The 15,614-nt window shown below is 71.3% G+C and carries 15 protein-coding genes; 9 read left to right on the top strand and 6 right to left on the bottom strand.

Annotated elements, in window-relative coordinates; genetic code table 11:
* Positions 1–14: 14 nt before the first annotated feature.
* Entirely contained in the window at positions 15–701 is a 687-nt protein-coding gene (locus EJF31_RS06775) for a TetR/AcrR family transcriptional regulator (RefSeq protein ID WP_125036349.1), read from the bottom strand.
* Between the two features lie 110 nt (positions 702–811).
* Between EJF31_RS06775 and EJF31_RS06770 the strand changes: the two genes are divergently transcribed.
* Entirely contained in the window at positions 812–1,579 is a 768-nt protein-coding gene (locus EJF31_RS06770; RefSeq protein WP_185736165.1) for a helix-turn-helix transcriptional regulator, read from the top strand.
* Between the two features lie 108 nt (positions 1,580–1,687).
* On the opposite strand, the gene EJF31_RS06765 is transcribed toward EJF31_RS06770, so the two are convergent.
* Positions 1,688–3,217, bottom strand: a complete 1,530-nt coding sequence (locus EJF31_RS06765; protein WP_125036347.1) for an ATP-dependent DNA ligase — start codon at positions 3,215–3,217, stop codon at positions 1,688–1,690.
* A 48-nt stretch (positions 3,218–3,265) separates the two neighbouring features.
* Between EJF31_RS06765 and EJF31_RS06760 the strand changes: the two genes are divergently transcribed.
* Genes EJF31_RS06760 through EJF31_RS06750 form a run of 3 tightly spaced genes read left to right on the top strand, consistent with a single transcriptional unit; the run spans position 3,266 to position 6,523 of the window.
* On the top strand, positions 3,266–4,201 hold the full coding sequence (locus tag EJF31_RS06760; protein ID WP_260430674.1) for a DNA-3-methyladenine glycosylase: 936 nt from the start codon (positions 3,266–3,268) through the stop codon (positions 4,199–4,201).
* A gap of 13 nt (positions 4,202–4,214) precedes the next feature.
* Positions 4,215–5,165: an SCP2 sterol-binding domain-containing protein gene (locus EJF31_RS06755; protein ID WP_125036346.1), complete on the top strand. Its 951-nt coding sequence runs from the start codon at positions 4,215–4,217 to the stop codon at positions 5,163–5,165.
* A 2-nt stretch (positions 5,166–5,167) separates the two neighbouring features.
* The gene (locus EJF31_RS06750) at positions 5,168–6,523 is read left to right on the top strand and encodes an alpha/beta hydrolase family protein (RefSeq protein ID WP_125036345.1); all 1,356 of its coding nucleotides are present in this window, start codon (positions 5,168–5,170) and stop codon (positions 6,521–6,523) included.
* A 3-nt stretch (positions 6,524–6,526) separates the two neighbouring features.
* On the opposite strand, the gene EJF31_RS06745 is transcribed toward EJF31_RS06750, so the two are convergent.
* Together EJF31_RS06745 and EJF31_RS06740 are read right to left on the bottom strand one after the other, a co-directional pair.
* Positions 6,527–7,789, bottom strand: coding sequence for a phosphatidylserine/phosphatidylglycerophosphate/cardiolipin synthase family protein (locus EJF31_RS06745; protein ID WP_260430673.1), 1,263 nt, complete (start codon positions 7,787–7,789; stop codon positions 6,527–6,529).
* Positions 7,790–7,888: 99 nt separating this feature from the next.
* The gene (locus tag EJF31_RS06740) at positions 7,889–9,307 is read right to left on the bottom strand and encodes an ATP-binding protein (RefSeq protein WP_125036344.1); all 1,419 of its coding nucleotides are present in this window, start codon (positions 9,305–9,307) and stop codon (positions 7,889–7,891) included.
* A 186-nt stretch (positions 9,308–9,493) separates the two neighbouring features.
* On the opposite strand from EJF31_RS06740, the gene EJF31_RS06735 reads away from it, so the two are divergent.
* Positions 9,494–10,009 (top strand): GNAT family N-acetyltransferase, encoded by a 516-nt coding sequence (locus EJF31_RS06735; RefSeq protein ID WP_125036343.1) that lies wholly within the window; start codon positions 9,494–9,496, stop codon positions 10,007–10,009.
* Here the strand turns inward: EJF31_RS06735 and EJF31_RS21780 are convergent, their stop codons facing one another.
* A complete protein-coding gene (locus tag EJF31_RS21780; protein ID WP_185736164.1) occupies positions 10,010–10,174 on the bottom strand; it encodes a hypothetical protein in 165 nt (54 codons plus the stop codon).
* 116 nt (positions 10,175–10,290) lie between these two features.
* Between EJF31_RS21780 and EJF31_RS06730 the strand changes: the two genes are divergently transcribed.
* Together EJF31_RS06730 and EJF31_RS06725 are read left to right on the top strand one after the other, a co-directional pair.
* A complete protein-coding gene (locus EJF31_RS06730; RefSeq protein WP_125036342.1) occupies positions 10,291–10,734 on the top strand; it encodes a hypothetical protein in 444 nt (147 codons plus the stop codon).
* Between the two features lie 560 nt (positions 10,735–11,294).
* Entirely contained in the window at positions 11,295–11,699 is a 405-nt protein-coding gene (locus EJF31_RS06725) for an NUDIX domain-containing protein (RefSeq protein WP_125036341.1), read from the top strand.
* Positions 11,700–11,703: 4 nt separating this feature from the next.
* Here EJF31_RS06725 and EJF31_RS06720 read toward each other — a convergent pair whose 3' ends face one another.
* Positions 11,704–12,159 carry a hypothetical protein gene (locus EJF31_RS06720; RefSeq protein ID WP_125036340.1) on the bottom strand — a complete coding sequence of 152 codons (456 nt, stop codon included), beginning with the start codon at positions 12,157–12,159 and terminating at the stop codon, positions 11,704–11,706.
* 58 nt (positions 12,160–12,217) lie between these two features.
* On the opposite strand from EJF31_RS06720, the gene uvrB reads away from it, so the two are divergent.
* Together uvrB and EJF31_RS06710 are read left to right on the top strand one after the other, a co-directional pair.
* On the top strand, positions 12,218–14,329 hold the full coding sequence (gene uvrB, locus EJF31_RS06715) for an excinuclease ABC subunit UvrB (RefSeq protein WP_125036339.1): 2,112 nt from the start codon (positions 12,218–12,220) through the stop codon (positions 14,327–14,329).
* The gene (locus EJF31_RS06710; RefSeq protein ID WP_125036338.1) at positions 14,326–15,609 is read left to right on the top strand and encodes a nitrate/nitrite transporter; all 1,284 of its coding nucleotides are present in this window, start codon (positions 14,326–14,328) and stop codon (positions 15,607–15,609) included. The genes uvrB and EJF31_RS06710 overlap by 4 nt, the downstream gene beginning before the upstream one ends.
* The last annotated feature ends 5 nt before the right edge of the window (positions 15,610–15,614 follow it).

The raw sequence follows: 15,614 nt of genomic DNA, 5'->3' as shown, positions 1-15,614 counted from the left end.
CGTCGGCCTCCGCGTCAGCGCTTCTCGGCGAGCGCGAGCGCGGAGGCGACGAGGTACTCCTTGACCTGCTGCGGCGAGATCTCGCCGACGGTCGGGATGCCGGGCGCGGCCTCGGTGACGAGGATGCCCACCCGGGCGAGCTGCAGCGCGCCGAGGCCGCTGGCGTAGAGCGTGTTGGCGAGCAGCGTCGGGTCGGCGACGGTGAACTCGCCGGAGTCGACGCCCGCCTGCAGGGCCGCGGTGAGCGTCGCGAGGCAGCCGGAGATGCCGCGGCCCAGCCGGAAGAGCGCGCTCTCGCTCATCTCGTCGAGCAGCTCGGGGCCGCTGCGGCGCATCAGGGTCTGGGCGCAGTCGATGAAGGCGGGGTACTGCAGGCCGTAGTCGACGAACGCGCCGACGATCGCCTGCAACCGCTCGCGCACGTCGTCGTGGGCCTCGGTGGCCCGGGTCAGCGCCTCCCGCAGCTCGTCGAGGTAGCCGACCAGGGTGAGCGCGAAGAGCTCCTCCTTGCCGGTGAAGTGGCGGTAGACGATGGCCCGGTTGATGCCGACGGCCTTCGCGACGTCCTCGATCTGGGCATCACGCACACCGCGCTCGTCGAAGAGGGCGCGGGTCGCGGCGAGGATCTCGCGCTCCCGGGCCCGCCGTCGCACCGCGGCCGCCGAGCGGCGTCCGTCGGTCTCGGGGGTGGGACTGGACATGGATCCATCGTAGCGATGTTGCAACGGTGTGTGACACGTCCGTGCCACGAGAGTGACGGGGTGTCCCGGCTAGCATGCGGCCCGAGGATTCCGGGAACGTGGGGGAAGCGATGACATCGGACGTCGGCGAGGGACTCGGACCCCGCAACCGGATCGATGAGGCGGCTCGCCAGGCGGTGCTCGACGCCGCCGCGGTGCTGCAGGTGCGCCGCAGCCACGTGGCCGCGGCCCTGTCCCGGGGCGAGGACGTCGAGGCGCAGGTCATGGCCCGCGGCATCGAGGGCACCAACGACTGGATGATGCGGGCGGCGTACGACTGGCGCGAGCTCTGCTCGGTGCGGCCGTCCGCCACCGTGGCCCAGCTCCGCGTCAGCCTGCCCAACAACCGCATCCTGCTCGAGCGCGGGCTGCGGATGGTCAGCCTGTTCGACTACGACCGCCTCGACCGGGGGTCCCGGTTGCTGCTGGCCGGCGAGGGGAGCGAGTGCTACCGCTTCGCCTTCGCCACCGTGCAGATGAAGATCGTGGACCGTCGCACCGTCCTGCTCCAGGGGCCGTTCGTCGACGGCGAGCCGACCGTGATGGCCGTGCAGTCGCCCGCATGCCTGGCGGCGGCCCGTGGCTACTGGGAGGCCGTGGTCGCGTCCTCCTTCTCGACCTCCGAGGAGCCCGGTCGGGTCGACGGCCTGACCCCGCGGCAGCAGCAGATCGTGGCGATGCTGGCGACCGACGCGCGGGACGAGGTGGTCGCCGCGACGCTGGGCGTGAGCGTCCGGACCGTGCGGTCCGACATCGCCGCCCTGATGGAGGCGCTGGGGGTCCGGTCCCGCTTCTCGGCGGGTCTCCGGCTCCAGCAGGTGGCCGACACCGAGGAGTGACGGGCCCGGCTTGCAGGATCCTGCAACCGGCGTGACGCCCATGCCTAGGGTGGTGAGGATGGCCCCCGACCCGAGGCTGCCCGGCCCCGCGGGGGAGGGACGGGCGCCTCAGTGTCCGAACATCTCCCGGACGACTGCGAGGCTGTCGGCCTCGGCGGGCGTCTTGTCGTCGCGGTAGCGGACGACGCGGGCGAAGCGCAGCGCGATCCCGCCGGGATAGCGGGTGGAGCGCTGGATGCCGTCGAGGGCGATCTCGACCACCTGCTCGGGCCGGACCGGGACGACGTAGTGATCCTTGACCGTGGGCGGATCGAGGGCCAGCTCGGTGAACCGCTCGGTCTGCCAGGCGAGCATCTCGTCGGTCATTCCCTTGAAGGTCTTGCCGAGCATCACGAAGCCGTCGCTGTCGTCGGCCCGGGCGCCGAGGTGGATGTTGGAGAGCCAGCCCTGACGCCGGCCCGAGCCCCACTCGACGGCGAGCACCACGAGGTCGAGGGTGTGCACCGGCTTGACCTTGACCCACGACGAGCCGCGTCGGCCGGCCTCGTAGGCCGCGGCGAGGTCCTTGACCACGACGCCCTCGTGGCCCGCGCGGATCGCGTCGGCCAGGAAGTCCGACGCGGCATCGGGGTCGCCGGTGACGAGACGCGGCACCCGGTGGCGCTCGGGGACGAGCCGCTCGAGGGCCGCGAGCCGGTCGGTGCCAGGGGAGTCGAGGAGGTCCTCGCCGTCGAGGTGCAGGACGTCGAAGAAGTAGGGCGTGACCTCGACGCCGGACTCCATCGCCGTGCGGGAGGCGGTCTCCTGGAAGGGGCGTGGCCGGCCGTCGTCGTCGAGCGCGATCGCCTCGCCGTCGAGGACGAACCGCTCCGCGGGCAGGGCCTGGGCGACGGCGACGACCTCGGGGAGGCGGCCGGTGATGTCGTCGAGGGTGCGGGTGGCGATGCGGACGTCGTCGCCCGCGCGGTGCACCTGGATGCGGATGCCATCGAGCTTCACGTCGACGGCCACGGGGAGGTCGGGCGAGCCGCCGGCCTTGGTGATCGCGGCACCCACGTCGGGGGCGCTGGAGGCCAGCATCGGCAGCACCGGACGCCCGACCTCGAGGCCGAAGGCGGCGAGCGCGTCCTCGCCGCCGGTCATCGCCGCCACCACGACCTGGGTGGTCGAGCCGGCCAGCATCGCCGCCCGCCGCACGGTGGGAAGCGGCACGCCGGCCGCGACCGCCACGGCCTCCTGGGCCAGCGCGTCCAGCGCCCCTTGGCGGAGCGCGCCGGTCACGACGCCGCGCAGCCAGGCCTGCTCGTCGGCGGTCGCGCGACCGAACAGGTCCACCACCGCAGCCGCGCGGGCGGCCTGCGAGCCGGCGCCCCCGATGGCCGCGATCGCCTCGAAGGCGTCGTGCACGCCGAGGACGGTGAGCGACGGCTCGTCCGCCGGCGCCGGCAGGTCGCTGACGCTGCGCCAGCCCAGGCCCGTGCGTCGTTGGCGCAGCGCGCCACCGAGGTAGGACGTGACGGTCTCGACCTCCTCGGACGAGGCGGCCGCGAGCAGCGTGGCGATCGCGGCGACCTTGGCCTTGCGGGACCGGGTGGCCGCCACGGCGCCGGAGGTGGCGACGAGGTCGGAGAGGAGCACGCAGCCATTGTGGCGGGACCCGCCGACAGATCGGCTAGCGTCGTGCGGGTGAGCTCCGGACGCACCCGCACCTGGCGCCCGGACTGGGCCTGCCCCGCCGGTCGGATCATGGCGCAGCAGCGCCACGGCGGGAGCGACCCGACCTACCGCACCGACGAGTCCGGCCGGATCTGGCGGGGCATCCGGACCCCCGAGGGCACCGCCACGCTCGCGGTCAGGCCACGCCCTGCCGACGGCGAGATCGAGGCCGCGGCCTGGGGGGAGGGGGCCGACTGGGCGCTGGAGTCCGTGCCCGGCCTGCTCGGCGCCCACGACGACGTGTCCGGCTTCGAGCCCCGCCACCCCGTGCTCGCCGAGGCCTGGCGCCACCACTCCACCTGGCGGCTGGGCCGGAGCGGCCTGGTCATGGAGGCGCTGGTCCCGGCCATCATCGAGCAGAAGGTGACCGGCAAGGAGGCCTTCGCCGGCTTCCGCGCGCTGGTGCACCGCTTCGGCGAGCGCGCCCCCGGACCGGGCCACGACCTCAAGCTGTGGGTGCAGCCGACCCCCGAGCAGCTCCGCCAGATCCCGTCCTGGGAGTGGCTCCGGCTGCACATCGACCCGGCCCGCTCGCGCACGGTGGTCACCGTGGCCCGGGTCGCGGACGCGCTCGAGCGCGCCGCCGGCGTACCCGTCAACGAGGCCGACCGCCGGCTCCGCAGCCAGCCCGGCGTCGGGGTCTGGACGAGTGCCGAGGTGCGCCAACGAGCCCTCGGCGACGCCGACGCGGTGTCCTTCTTCGACTACCACGTGGCCAAGGACATCGGCTGGGCGCTGACCGGCACGCCGTTCACCGACGAGGAGCTCGAGGCCTACCTCGAGCCCTGGCGGCCGCACCGTGGCCGGGTGCAGGCGCTGGTGGGCCTCGCCGGATTGCACCGGCCCCGGCGCGGGGCGAGGATGTCGCTGCCGACCCACCTGCCGTCGTCGGTGCCGCACTCGTGATATCTGTGAGCCGATGACACAGGTACATCTCGACCTCGGCCACCTCCGCACCGACGGCCTGGAGGAGGCCACCGCGTTCTTCGCGACGGTCGACCCCGAGGCGCTGGTCGACGCGATCCGCGCCACGTCCGACGACGAGCTCCTCGAGCTGCTCGCCCGCGACGACATCCGGCCCGCCGCGGTCCGGGGCCTGCTCGCGCGCCTCCACGAGTACGCCGTCGCCGAGCGGCTCGCCGAGCTCCGCGGGACCGTCCGCTTCGACCTCGAGCGTCGCGGCACGCTGCTGGAGCGCCAGGCGCTGCGGTTCGACGCCGGCGCGATGACCCTCGTGCCCGACCTGGACGCACGGACGCCGGTCGACGTGGTCATCTCCACCAGCCTGGTCCGCTTCGTGCGTCTCGTGTCGGGCGAGCGCAACGCCGGCCTGGAGTACCTCTCCGGCAAGCTCGACATCGAGGGCGACGCGATGCTGGCGCTCGCCGTCGGGGGGATCTTCAAGCTGCCCGGCACCGGCGAGATCGCCCTCGACCCCACCACGCTGGACCCGGTCGACGTGGCGACGGCCCTGGCCGACGTACGCCCCGACCACCTCAAGCGGGTGATGGCCTCGGCCTTCCGGCCGATCGTGCTGGGCGAGATCTTCCGCCGGCTGCCGGACTTCCTCAACGCGCGCAAGGCCGCGAAGGCCGACCTGACCATCGGGTTCCGGCTGTTGGGCAACCCCTCCGGCGAGGTCGAGCGCTACGTCGTGCGCGTCCAGGGCGGCGTCGCCACGGTCTCGCAGGGTGACGAGGGCGAGCGGCGCGACGCCACGGTGACCTGCGAGGGCCACGACTACCTGCGGCTGGCCACGGGCCACCTCAACCCGGTCACGGGCGTTCTCAAGGGGCAGCTGAAGGTCAAGGGCGACAAGGCCAAGGCGCTGCAGCTGAGCTCGATCATCGACATCCCGCGGGCGCGTTGACCATGCGTGCGCGCCGGCTGGCCGCTCCGTTGCTCCTGCTGGCGCTCGCCTCGACCGGGGTGCCGGCCGTCAGCGCGGCTCCGGCCCCGGCGGTCGCGGCGTCGGCATCGCCGTTCTCGGACGGGCACGGGCTCCACGTCGTCTCGGCCGAGGCGACCAGCCCGCGCGAGTGGCACGTCGTCGTCGCGACCCGGCAGCTGCAGCGGCCGGTGCGCGTCACGATCCTGCTGCCGCGGGGCTACGACACCACGACGCGGCGCTACCCGTCCCTCTACCTCTTCCACGGCACCAGCGGGGGAGCCAACGACTGGGTCGACTCGGGAGACGCGCGCGAGGCGACGCGCGACGAGCCGTTCGTCGTCGTGATGCCGGACATGGGCTACGACTCCAACGGCGGCTCGTGGTTCGCCAACTGGGCCGACCAGCACACCGCCCTGGGCCGGGCCAACTGGGAGACCTTCCACATCGACCAGCTCGTGCCGTGGGTCGACGACAACCTCCGCACCGTCCGGGCGCGCTGGGGCCGGGCGATCGCCGGGCTCTCCCAGGGCGGGTTCGGGTCGTTCTCCTACGCCGCCCGTCACCCCGACATGTTCGTGTCGGCGGCGTCGTTCTCCGGGGCTCCCGACATCGCCGAGGACCCGCGGGCCCAGGCCCTCGGCCAGTCGCTGGTCCGTGCCATCACCGTCGGCCTCGACGGGGTGCAGCCCGATGCGATCTTCGGGGACCCGGTCGCGCGCGCCATCAACTGGAAGGGCCACAACCCCGCCTCCCTGGTCACCAACCTCGCCGACACCGACCTCCAGCTCTGGTGCGGCAACGGGCAGCCCGGGCCCTACGACGACCCGGCCGCGCCCAACAGCGGCGCCACGGCGATCGAGGCGGCGGTGCACGAGTCCACGGGCTACTTCGTCCAGGCGGCGGATGCCGCCGGCGTCGCCTACACCTACGACGACTACGGTCCGGGCACGCACAGCTGGCCCTACTGGGCACGGGACCTGCGCACCTACCTCCCGCACCTCGCGGACGTGGTCGCCGAGCACCGGCCGCGCCCGGACGCCGTCGGCTACCGGTCGGTCGACGCGACCTGGAGCCAGTGGCACTGGCGCGTGGTCACCCATCGTGCGGAGGCCCAGGCGTGGTCTCGGCTCGAGGACGCGTCCGTCGCCGGGTTCGGCTACGCCGGCTCGCCGGCGACGGTCCGCACGCCCGCCTCGTACGAGCCGGGACGCGCCTACGGCGTCACGTACGTCGGAGGCACCGGCCCGGGCCGCGTCGTCGCCGACGCGCGGGGCCGCCTGCACCTCCGGGTCGTTCCCGGCGACGCGGGCGACGTCCGGGTGTCGATCGCGCGCTGACCGCTACAGCAGCGGCCGCAGCGGCGCGAGCACGAACTCGGTGAACTTGCGGTGCAGGTCGCGCGCCTCCCACTCACCGCTGGTGAGCTCGAGGCTGTTGGACTCGTCGACGCTGAAGATCTCCTCGAGCGTCTTGGCGAGCTCCTCGTCGATGACCTCGACGTTGATCTCGTAGTTGCCCTGCAGGCTGAGCCGGTCGACGTTGGCAGTGCCGACCGTCGACCAGGTGCCGTCGACGGTCGAGGTCTTGGCGTGCACCATCGCGTCACGGAAGCGGAAGATCCGCACGCCCGCGTCGAGCAGCTGGCTGAAGTAGCCGCGCGAGATCCAGTCGGCCACGATGTGGTTGGACTTGTGCGGCACCAGCAGGCGTACGTCGACCCCGCGGCGCGCGGCCGCCTTCATGGCGTCGACGAAGTCCTGGTCGGGGATGAAGTAGGCGCAGGTCATCCACACGTTGCGGCTGGCCCGGTTGATCGCCTCGAGGTACATCCCCCGGATGGGGAACATCCACAGCCGCGGCACGTTGCGGTGCAGCCGGATCCGCGGCTCCCAGGTCGAGGCGGTCTCGAGCAGCAGCGGCCGCTCGCTGGTGCGGATCCGGCGACGTCGGTTGAGGTTCCAGAAGTCCGCGAAGGCGCGCTTGAGGTCCCAGACCCCGGGACCGGTGATCCGGACGTGGGTGTCGCGCCACTCGGTCTCGTAGGGCGTGCCGATGTTGTAGCCGCCGACGAAGCCGACCGCGTCGTCGACGACGAGGATCTTGCGGTGGTCGCGGCCGTAGCGGCGCAGGTCGAGGAAGCGCAGCCCCGCGGTGTAGACCGGGTAGCGCAGCACCTTCATCGTGGCCGGGAAGCGCTTGAACCGCGGCGAGACGACGAGGTTGGCGAAGCCGTCGTAGATGCAGTAGACCTCGACGCCCCGGTCGGCAGCAGCGGCGAGCGCGGCCTTGAACCGCTCGCCGATCTCGTCGCCCTTCCAGATGTAGGTCTCGAAGAGGATCTGCCGGCGCGCGCCCTCGATGGCGGCCAGCATGTCGTCGAAGAGGTCCTTGCCGAAGGTGTACGTCGTGACGGTGCCGTCGCCGATCACGACCGTCCGCGGGGGAGTCGTGGGGAACGGCCGCGGCTTCTTGCCGCGGCGCCGGTAGGAGTCGACGACCGACATCCCGATCGCCACCGCGAGCTGGACCCCGATGGCCGTGAGCAGCGTCCGCCGGATGATCCGCACCAGGCGCTCGGGTGTGGAACGGATGCGAGTGCTCACGGGATCAATCTAGTCAGTGGACGCGCGTTCTCTCCGCAGGCGGCCCGATGTGCCGCAGGCTGCCGACTCCGGCCGAGGGGACGAGGACTCGACCTGGCGCTAGTGGGTGCTTGTCCTGTCGGCTTCGTCGGTCGAGCCCAGGAGCGCACGTGTGAGTCGTGCCGAGTCGGACAGCAGCTCTGCGCTCGCGGCCTCGAGGTGGTCGTCATCGGGCTCGCGTCCGGTCATGGCCGCGAGCAGCACGGCCCGGCGTACGAGCTCCTTGGCGTAGGACGCGGTGGTTCCCGCGGAGTCGCGGGCGGCGCGGGAGACGGCGGCGGCGGAGAAGGCGAGCTCCGAAGCGTAGAGATCGATGAGGGCACGTCGGTCGGCCTCTGCGGGGAGCGGGATCTCAACGGCGAGGTCGACCCGGCCGGGGCGTTGGGTGAGGGCCTTCTCAAGTGCTTCCGCTCGGTTGGTGGTCAGCAGGAAGGCCACATCTGCATCCTGGTCGAGCCCGTCCATGGCATCGAGCAGCGTGAAGAGCAACGGGGACGCGCCGCCACCGAAGTGGTGGTCGCGGTCCTCGGCGATCAGGTCGCAGTCCTCGATCACGACGATTGCAGGTTGGTGTGCACGAGCAATCTGGGCTGCAGCGCCCACGTGCACCATCTCGGTCCCGCTGAGCAGCACCACGGTGGCTTCCGAGGCAGCGCCCACCAGGTGGCGGACGGTGTGCGTCTTGCCCGTGCCCGGCGGGCCGTACAGCAGCACGCCGCGCTTGAGGTGTTGCCCCTTCTCCCGCAGCAGGTCCCGGTGGTGCGCGAGGCCGACGACATGCGCACGTACTTGGTCCAGGGTGCCTTCCGGCAGCACCACACGACTGGCGGGAAGCTCGGGCCGTCGGTGAAAGGTCAAGCCCGACATGGACCGCGCGTACGGATTGCCACTGAAGCTGATGACCTGGCGCCAGAGCACGCTGCGACGCATCGCCTCGTCACGAAGCTCGGCGAGCATGGCTGCGGCCGCCTCGGGATCGGCGGCGAGCACTTCCAGGCGTGCCTGGGAGCCGTGCTCGGGGTTGCCGACCCGCTGCAACACCACCATCGGGGCGCCCGCGTGGTGGAAGACGTGGAGGCCGAACGCCACGGTGGCCCGCTCGGCGTCAGGTCCCGTAGCCACGTTGAGGCGGTCGACCTGACCTCTGCGGAAGCGACCCCACTCGGCGTTGGACATCAGGTCGCTCAGGGAGCTGTGGTGCCGCTGGTCTCCGCCCCCCACGCCCAACAGCCGGGCTCCCGGGTCGCGGGCGACGATCTCCGCCAGCGCGATGTCCGTGTCGGCCCAGCGGTGAACCATGATGGGCTCGACCACGACCGGCACTTCGTCGGCCGCCACCCCGAGGTGCGCGTCCAGGATCGGCAGCAGGTCCTCGCCTCGACGGGCGGCATCCGAGTCCTCGTGGACGAGCTGCCTCACCAGCCGAGTCAGCGCAGCTCGCAGCTCGTCGTCTCCCTGATCGGTGCCCCCGTGGTCCATGCCGCTGAACTTAGTGGCTCACCCGGCGCCTCACCCGTCGAAACCGTACTGACGGCGGCCGAGCGTCGGTGCTGCGAGGATCGGCTTCGTGAGCGAGGCGTGGCGCGACGGTCCGACGGTGACCCTCTCCGACGGCAGGGTCACCCTGCGTCCCTGGTCGAGAGATGATGCGCCGTTCGTGTCGGCATCGAGTGCCGACCCCGCGATCCGGCGCTACAACGGGGCTCACGACCGGCAGGGACGCCCGGCCCCGCCACTTTCGCTCCTCGAGGCCGAGACCGCCGTGGATCGGTTCGTCCTGGGCTGGCAGACGCAGGCCACGACGGGGAAACCGCACGGCGTTGCGTTTGCGATTGCCGATGCGAGTCCGGTGAGCTGGTGGGCTGCTGTGGCGTGGATGACTGGACCGAGGAGGACGTGGCGCAGGTCGGATACTGGATCGCAGCAGGTGCGAGGGGTGGCGGCTACGCCACTCGTGCGGTGATCCTGTTGACCCGCTGGCTCTTCGACCGGGGGGCGGCGCGCGTCTTCCTGACGATCGTCTCGGGGAATGAGGCGTCGGTCGCGGTGGCCCGCCGCGCGGGCTTCGTGCACGAGGGAACGATGCGCGCTCACAGCGTCTGGCAGGGCGAGCGGTGCGACGTGATGTGGTTTGCGGCCTTGCCGCTCGAGTGGACTGGCGGAGTCAGCGAGCCGACCTGATCACGCTGCCGCGTGCTTGAGGCGCCTGTGCTCGATGAAGGCGCGGATGAGCGCGACGACGAGGAGGACCGCCGACTCGGCGGCGAAGAGGTACGGCACGTGGCCGTCAGACGGTGAGAGCAACCCAAGCGTCGTGTTGAACACGGCGATCACCGCGACGAGCAACCACACTCGTGGGCGCGGTTGCCTGGATCTTCTCCATGACACGCACCGAATGATGACATGTGCTGTGCAGCGCATCTCGAGTGGTCGGAGCGCATACTCCCACTGTGCGATGGCTGGTGAGGCTCGGTGTCGGGCTCGCGATGGTGGTGGTCGCCGGGGTGTTGACGTTTGCCCTGCGCCAGGACTCGCCGGAGGCGACGGGTGTCGTGAACGGGCCCGTGGTGGCAGTGTCGATCCCGGGTGCGTCGTACCCGCTGGCAACGGTCAAGGGCAATCTGAGCCTGCGCGGTGACTGCCTGATGCTGGGCGACTCGGTGGTGTTCTGGCCCGCCGGGACATCGTGGGACTCCACGAGTCAATCGGTGCTGTTCTCGGGCGACTTCGACGGATCCGTGCGCGTCGGCTCCGACTTCGTGGGTGGTGGAGGGTTCTACAACCCTGACGACTTCCTGCGCGGGCTGGGCGAGGCCGGCAGCGCGCTGCGGGACTGCGGCGCGGCGACCGGGGCACGGAGTCTCGTGCTTGCCTACCCGGACCTTCACCGCCTACCTGGGTCGTGAGCCCCGCGCAACACTGAGTCCCGTGACCGAGCTACCTCCGCCGTCCCGCACTGCCCGCCTGGTGGTGGGTGTGCTCGCTTCACTGGCGCTGCTCACCGGTGCCTTCGTCCTTGCCCTGGTGGCGTTCTTCGCGCTGTACGTGGGTGCACCCGCCTGGGTGGTGGCTGTGGCGGTTGGGGCAGTCGTCGCCGGGGTTGCCGCAGCGCTCAGGCGTGTGCGACACGCGGCTGCTCGCCCTCGGTGAGCCCTCATCGGCGGTTGCCCGCCATCAGCTGCACGGTGGACGCGATCGGCCGCCCGGATCGCGGCAGACCAGTGCGGTTCCGGACGGGTCAGCAGGGAAGGTCATACGAGCTGGCTGTCCCTGCCACCATCGCGGATGACCCGACGCGGGACGTCATCCGCTCTGGCGGTCATGGCGACCAGAACGCATGACGTCCCACACCATGCTTCCGGATCTCGGCACGAGAATGCGGGTCCAACCGCAAGTGCCCCCCGCGTCAGAGGACCGCCGGGACGCACGTTCTCCGCGCAGGCGCATGCGCGCCTAGGGTGCCGCCATGGTTCCCCGGACCCCGATCGCCGTCGCTGCCCTCGTGCGCGACGGTCTCGTGCTCCTGGCGCATCGCCACCCGTCGCGTCGGTGGTACCCCGACTGCTGGGACCTCGTCGGCGGACACGTCGAGCCGGACGAGCTGCCCCACCAGGCCGTTGGTCGCGAATGCCTCGAGGAGCTCGGCGTCCACATCCACGACCCCCGACCCATCACGATGACGATCAGCGACGCCACCCTCGACCTGCACGCCTTCCTCGTCACGCGCTGGGACGGGGAACCGGTCAACGCCGCACCCGACGAGCACGACGACCTTCGCTGGTTCCGGCCCGAGGATCTCGCCGACCTGACGATGGCCCACCCGGCCAGCCTGCCGGGCATCCTGAGTGCGGTCCGGGTCGCAGCCGGTTAGCACGTCAGTCGAGCACGGTGTCACGACTGTCCAGCGGCACGAAGGTCATCTCCAGGTCGTCACCGCTCAGGACGAGCGTGCGGTCGCCGCGCCGGGCATGGTCGACACGACGCAGCAGGTCGGGGTAGGTGCCGTCGAGCAGGTCCACGAAGTTCACGGGGCACGACATCATCGAGCCCACCGACATGTCCGTGAACCGCACGTCCTCGCCGTCGGTGTGGGTCTTCCACTCGATCACCTGACAGCCGGAGAGCGCCTGGTAGTCGAGGATGTAGGTCAGCACCGGCGGCCGGGAGACCTTGGCGAACACGGTCTCGTCGCCCGCGTCGACCAGCCTCTCCAACCGCCAGCGCCCCTCGAGGCTGACGTCCGGCTCGGCGGCGTGACCGCAGGCAGACAGCCCCAGGACCGCCAGCAGGGCGACCGCCCCGGCGAGACCACGACACCCCCGTGTGCGCACGAGCCCAGCGTCGCACGGCCCGGCGAGGACTGTCGGCGGCCCGCCGTACGCTGTCCGCATGCGCCCCGTGACCGACCTCGAGCGGAAAGTCGCCCCCTTCCAGGTGGTGTCGGACTACCAGCCTGCCGGCGACCAGCCCGCCGCCATCAAGGAGATCAGCAAGCGCATCGACGCCGGGGTCCAGGACGTCGTGCTGCTGGGCGCGACCGGCACCGGCAAGACCGCGACGGTGGCGTGGGTGGCCGAGCAGGTCCAGCGGCCGCTGCTGGTGCTCCAGCCCAACAAGACGCTGGCCGCGCAGTTCGCCAACGAGCTGCGGCAGCTCTTCCCCGACAACGCGGTCGAGTACTTCGTCTCCTACTACGACTACTACCAGCCCGAGGCCTACGTGCCTCAGACGGACACCTACATCGAGAAGGACTCTTCGATCAACGAGGAGGTCGAGCGGCTGCGGCACAGCGCGACCAACTCGCTGCTGACCCGGCGCGACGTGATCGTGGTCAGCACGGTCTCCTGCATCTACGGTCTCGGCACCCCGCAGGAGTACGTCGACCGGATGATCCGGCTCAAGGTCGGCGAGGAGCACGACCGCGACTCGATCCTGCGCCGGCTGGTCGAGATCCAGTACACCCGCAACGACATGACCTTCACCCGCGGCACCTTCCGGGTCCGCGGCGACACCCTCGAGATCTTCCCGGTCTACGAGGAGCACGCCGTCCGCATCGAGTTCTTCGGTGACGAGATCGAGCGGCTGATGACGCTGCACCCGCTCACCGGCGAGGTCGTCACCGAGGACTCCGAGCTCTACGTCTTCCCCGCGACCCACTACGTCGCCGGCCCGGAGCGCATGGAGCGCGCCATCCGCGGCATCGAGACCGAGCTCGAGCAGCAGCTCGCCACCTTCGAGAAGCAGGGCAAGCTGCTGGAGGCCCAGCGGCTGCGGATGCGCACGACCTACGACGTCGAGATGATGCGGCAGGTCGGCTCCTGCTCGGGCATCGAGAACTACTCCATGCACATCGACGGCCGCGAGCGGGGCACGGCGCCCAACTGCCTCCTCGACTACTTCCCCGAGGACTTCCTCCTCGTCGTCGACGAGTCCCACGTGGCGGTGCCGCAGATCGGCGGCATGTACGAGGGCGACATGTCCCGCAAGCGCAACCTGGTCGACCACGGCTTCCGGCTGCCGAGCGCGATGGACAACCGGCCGCTGCGCTGGGAGGAGTTCCTCGACCGCATCGGCCAGACGATCTACCTCTCGGCGACGCCCGGCAACTACGAGCTCGACAAGGTCGGCGGCGACACCGTCGAGCAGATCATCCGCCCGACCGGGCTGATCGACCCCGAGGTGGTCGTCAAGCCGACCAAGGGCCAGATCGACGACCTGATCCACGAGATCCGCACCCGCACGGAGAAGAACGAGCGGGTCCTGGTCACCACGCTGACCAAGAAGATGTCCGAGGACCTCACCGACTACCTCCTCGACGCCGGCATCCGCACCCGCTACCTCCACTCCGAGGTCGACACCCTCAAGCGGATCGAGCTGCTGCGCGACCTCCGTCTCGGCGAGTATGACGTCCTCGTCGGCATCAACCTCCTCCGCGAGGGCCTCGACCTGCCCGAGGTGTCGCTGGTGGCGATCCTCGACGCCGACAAGGAGGGCTTCCTGCGCTCCGACAAGTCGCTGATCCAGACGATCGGCCGCGCGGCCCGCAACGTGTCCGGCCAGGTCCACATGTACGCCGACAAGATCACGCCCTCCATGGAGAAGGCGATCGACGAGACCAACCGGCGCCGCGAGAAGCAGGTCGCCTACAACACCGCCCACGGCATCGACCCGCAGCCGCTGCGCAAGAAGATCGCCGACATCACCGAGATGCTCGCCCGCGAGGAGGAGAGCACCCACGAGCTGCTCGAGTCGTGGCAGCACCAGGACCCGAAGGCCCGCAAGGCACCGGTGCCCAACCTCTCGGCCAAGACCTCCGGCAAGCACGCGGCCGACCTGGCCGGGATGCCGAGCGCCGAGCTGGCCCAGCTCATCCAGGAGCTCACCGACCAGATGAAGGGCGCGGCCGCCGAGCTGCACTTCGAGGTCGCGGCCCGGCTGCGCGACGAGATCGGTGACCTCAAGAAGGAGCTGCGCCAGATGATGGAGGCCGGCGCCAAGTGACCCCTCCCTACCGGGGAGCGTTCGTCGTCTGGCTGGTCGGCCTGCTCGTCTACCTGCTCGCGGTCTTCCACCGCAGCTCGCTCGCCGTGGCCGGCCTCGCCGCGACCGAACGCTTCGACATCTCCGCCTCGCAGCTCGCGACGTTCACGATGCTGCAGCTGCTCGTCTACGCCGCGATGCAGATCCCGGTCGGCCTGATGGTCGACCGCTTCGGCCCGCGGCGGGTGATGCTCACCGGCACGCTGCTGATGACCGCCGCCCAGACCGGCTTCGCGCTCGCCGAGACCTACCCCGAGGCCCTCGTGGCCCGCCTCTTCGTCGGCATGGGTGACGCGATGACGTTCATCTGCGTGCTGCGCCTGATCGCCACGTGGTTCGCCGTCTCCCGGATCCCGCTCATCACCCAGCTCACCGGCACCCTCGGCCAGCTCGGCGGCGTGCTCGCCGCCGTGCCCATGACCTGGGCGCTCGGCCACGTCGGCTGGACCAAGGCCTACCTCTCCACCGCCTCGCTCGGCATCGTCCTCGCGGTCGCCGTGCTCCTGCTGCTGCGTGACTCCCCGGCCGAGCGCAGCCGCCGCGGGCCGGCGCTGTCCCTGCCGGCGGTCCGCAAGAGCCTCGCGGCCTCCTGGGCGCTGCCCGGCACCCGGCTGGGGTTCTGGATCCACTTCTCCACCCAGTTCAGCTCGACCGCCCTGGCGCTGCTGTGGGGCTACCCGTTCTTCGTCCGCGGCGAGGGCCTCAGCCCCAACGCCGCCGGCGGGCTGCTCACCTGCCTCGTCGTCTCCGTGATGCTCGTCGGCCCGGGGCTCGGCTGGCTGATCGGGCTGCACCCGTGGCACCGCTCGAGCATGGCGCTGACCATCGTCGGCGCCATCGTGGTCGCCTGGACGGTCGTGCTGCTCTGGCCCGGCGACGCCCCGCTGCCGGTGCTGGTCCTGCTGGTGTTCGTCGTGGGCGTCGGTGGTCCCGCCTCGATGATCGGCTTCGACGTGGCCCGCACCTCCAACCCGCCCCACCGGCTGGCCAGCGCCAGCGGGATCATCAACCAGGGCGGCTTTACCGCCAGTCTGCTGCTCGTCGTCAGCATCGGCGTGATCCTCGACTGGCGCACGCCCGGCGGCGGCACCGACTACGCGCCGGAGGCCTTCCGGTGGGCGATGAGCGCCCAGTACGTCCTCTGGGCGGTCGGCCTCACCCAGGTCTGGCGCTACCGCAAGCGCGCCCGCCGGCACACCAGCCGGGACGAGCTGGCCGCCAGCATTGCCGGCCTGTCCTAGGGTCG

The sequence above is a fragment of the Nocardioides sp. LS1 genome (assembly GCF_003865225.1).
Lineage (GTDB): Bacteria > Actinomycetota > Actinomycetes > Propionibacteriales > Nocardioidaceae > Nocardioides > Nocardioides ginsengisegetis.
Note: the sequence above shows the minus strand (reverse complement) of the source record. Positions and strands in the feature narration are given on the sequence as shown.

Excerpts from the sequence above, each read along its gene's own strand:
- EJF31_RS06755 (WP_125036346.1), top strand. The coding sequence starts at position 4,215 with ATGACACAGGTACATCTCGACCTCGGCCACCTCCGCACCGACGGCCTG.
- uvrB (WP_125036339.1), top strand. The coding sequence starts at position 12,218 with ATGCGCCCCGTGACCGACCTCGAGCGGAAAGTCGCCCCCTTCCAGGTG.
- EJF31_RS06750 (WP_125036345.1), top strand. The coding sequence starts at position 5,168 with ATGCGTGCGCGCCGGCTGGCCGCTCCGTTGCTCCTGCTGGCGCTCGCC.
- EJF31_RS06775 (WP_125036349.1), bottom strand. The coding sequence starts at position 701 with ATGTCCAGTCCCACCCCCGAGACCGACGGACGCCGCTCGGCGGCCGCG.
- EJF31_RS06770 (WP_185736165.1), top strand. The coding sequence starts at position 812 with ATGACATCGGACGTCGGCGAGGGACTCGGACCCCGCAACCGGATCGAT.
- EJF31_RS06725 (WP_125036341.1), top strand. The coding sequence starts at position 11,295 with ATGGTTCCCCGGACCCCGATCGCCGTCGCTGCCCTCGTGCGCGACGGT.
- EJF31_RS06740 (WP_125036344.1), bottom strand. The coding sequence starts at position 9,307 with ATGGACCACGGGGGCACCGATCAGGGAGACGACGAGCTGCGAGCTGCG.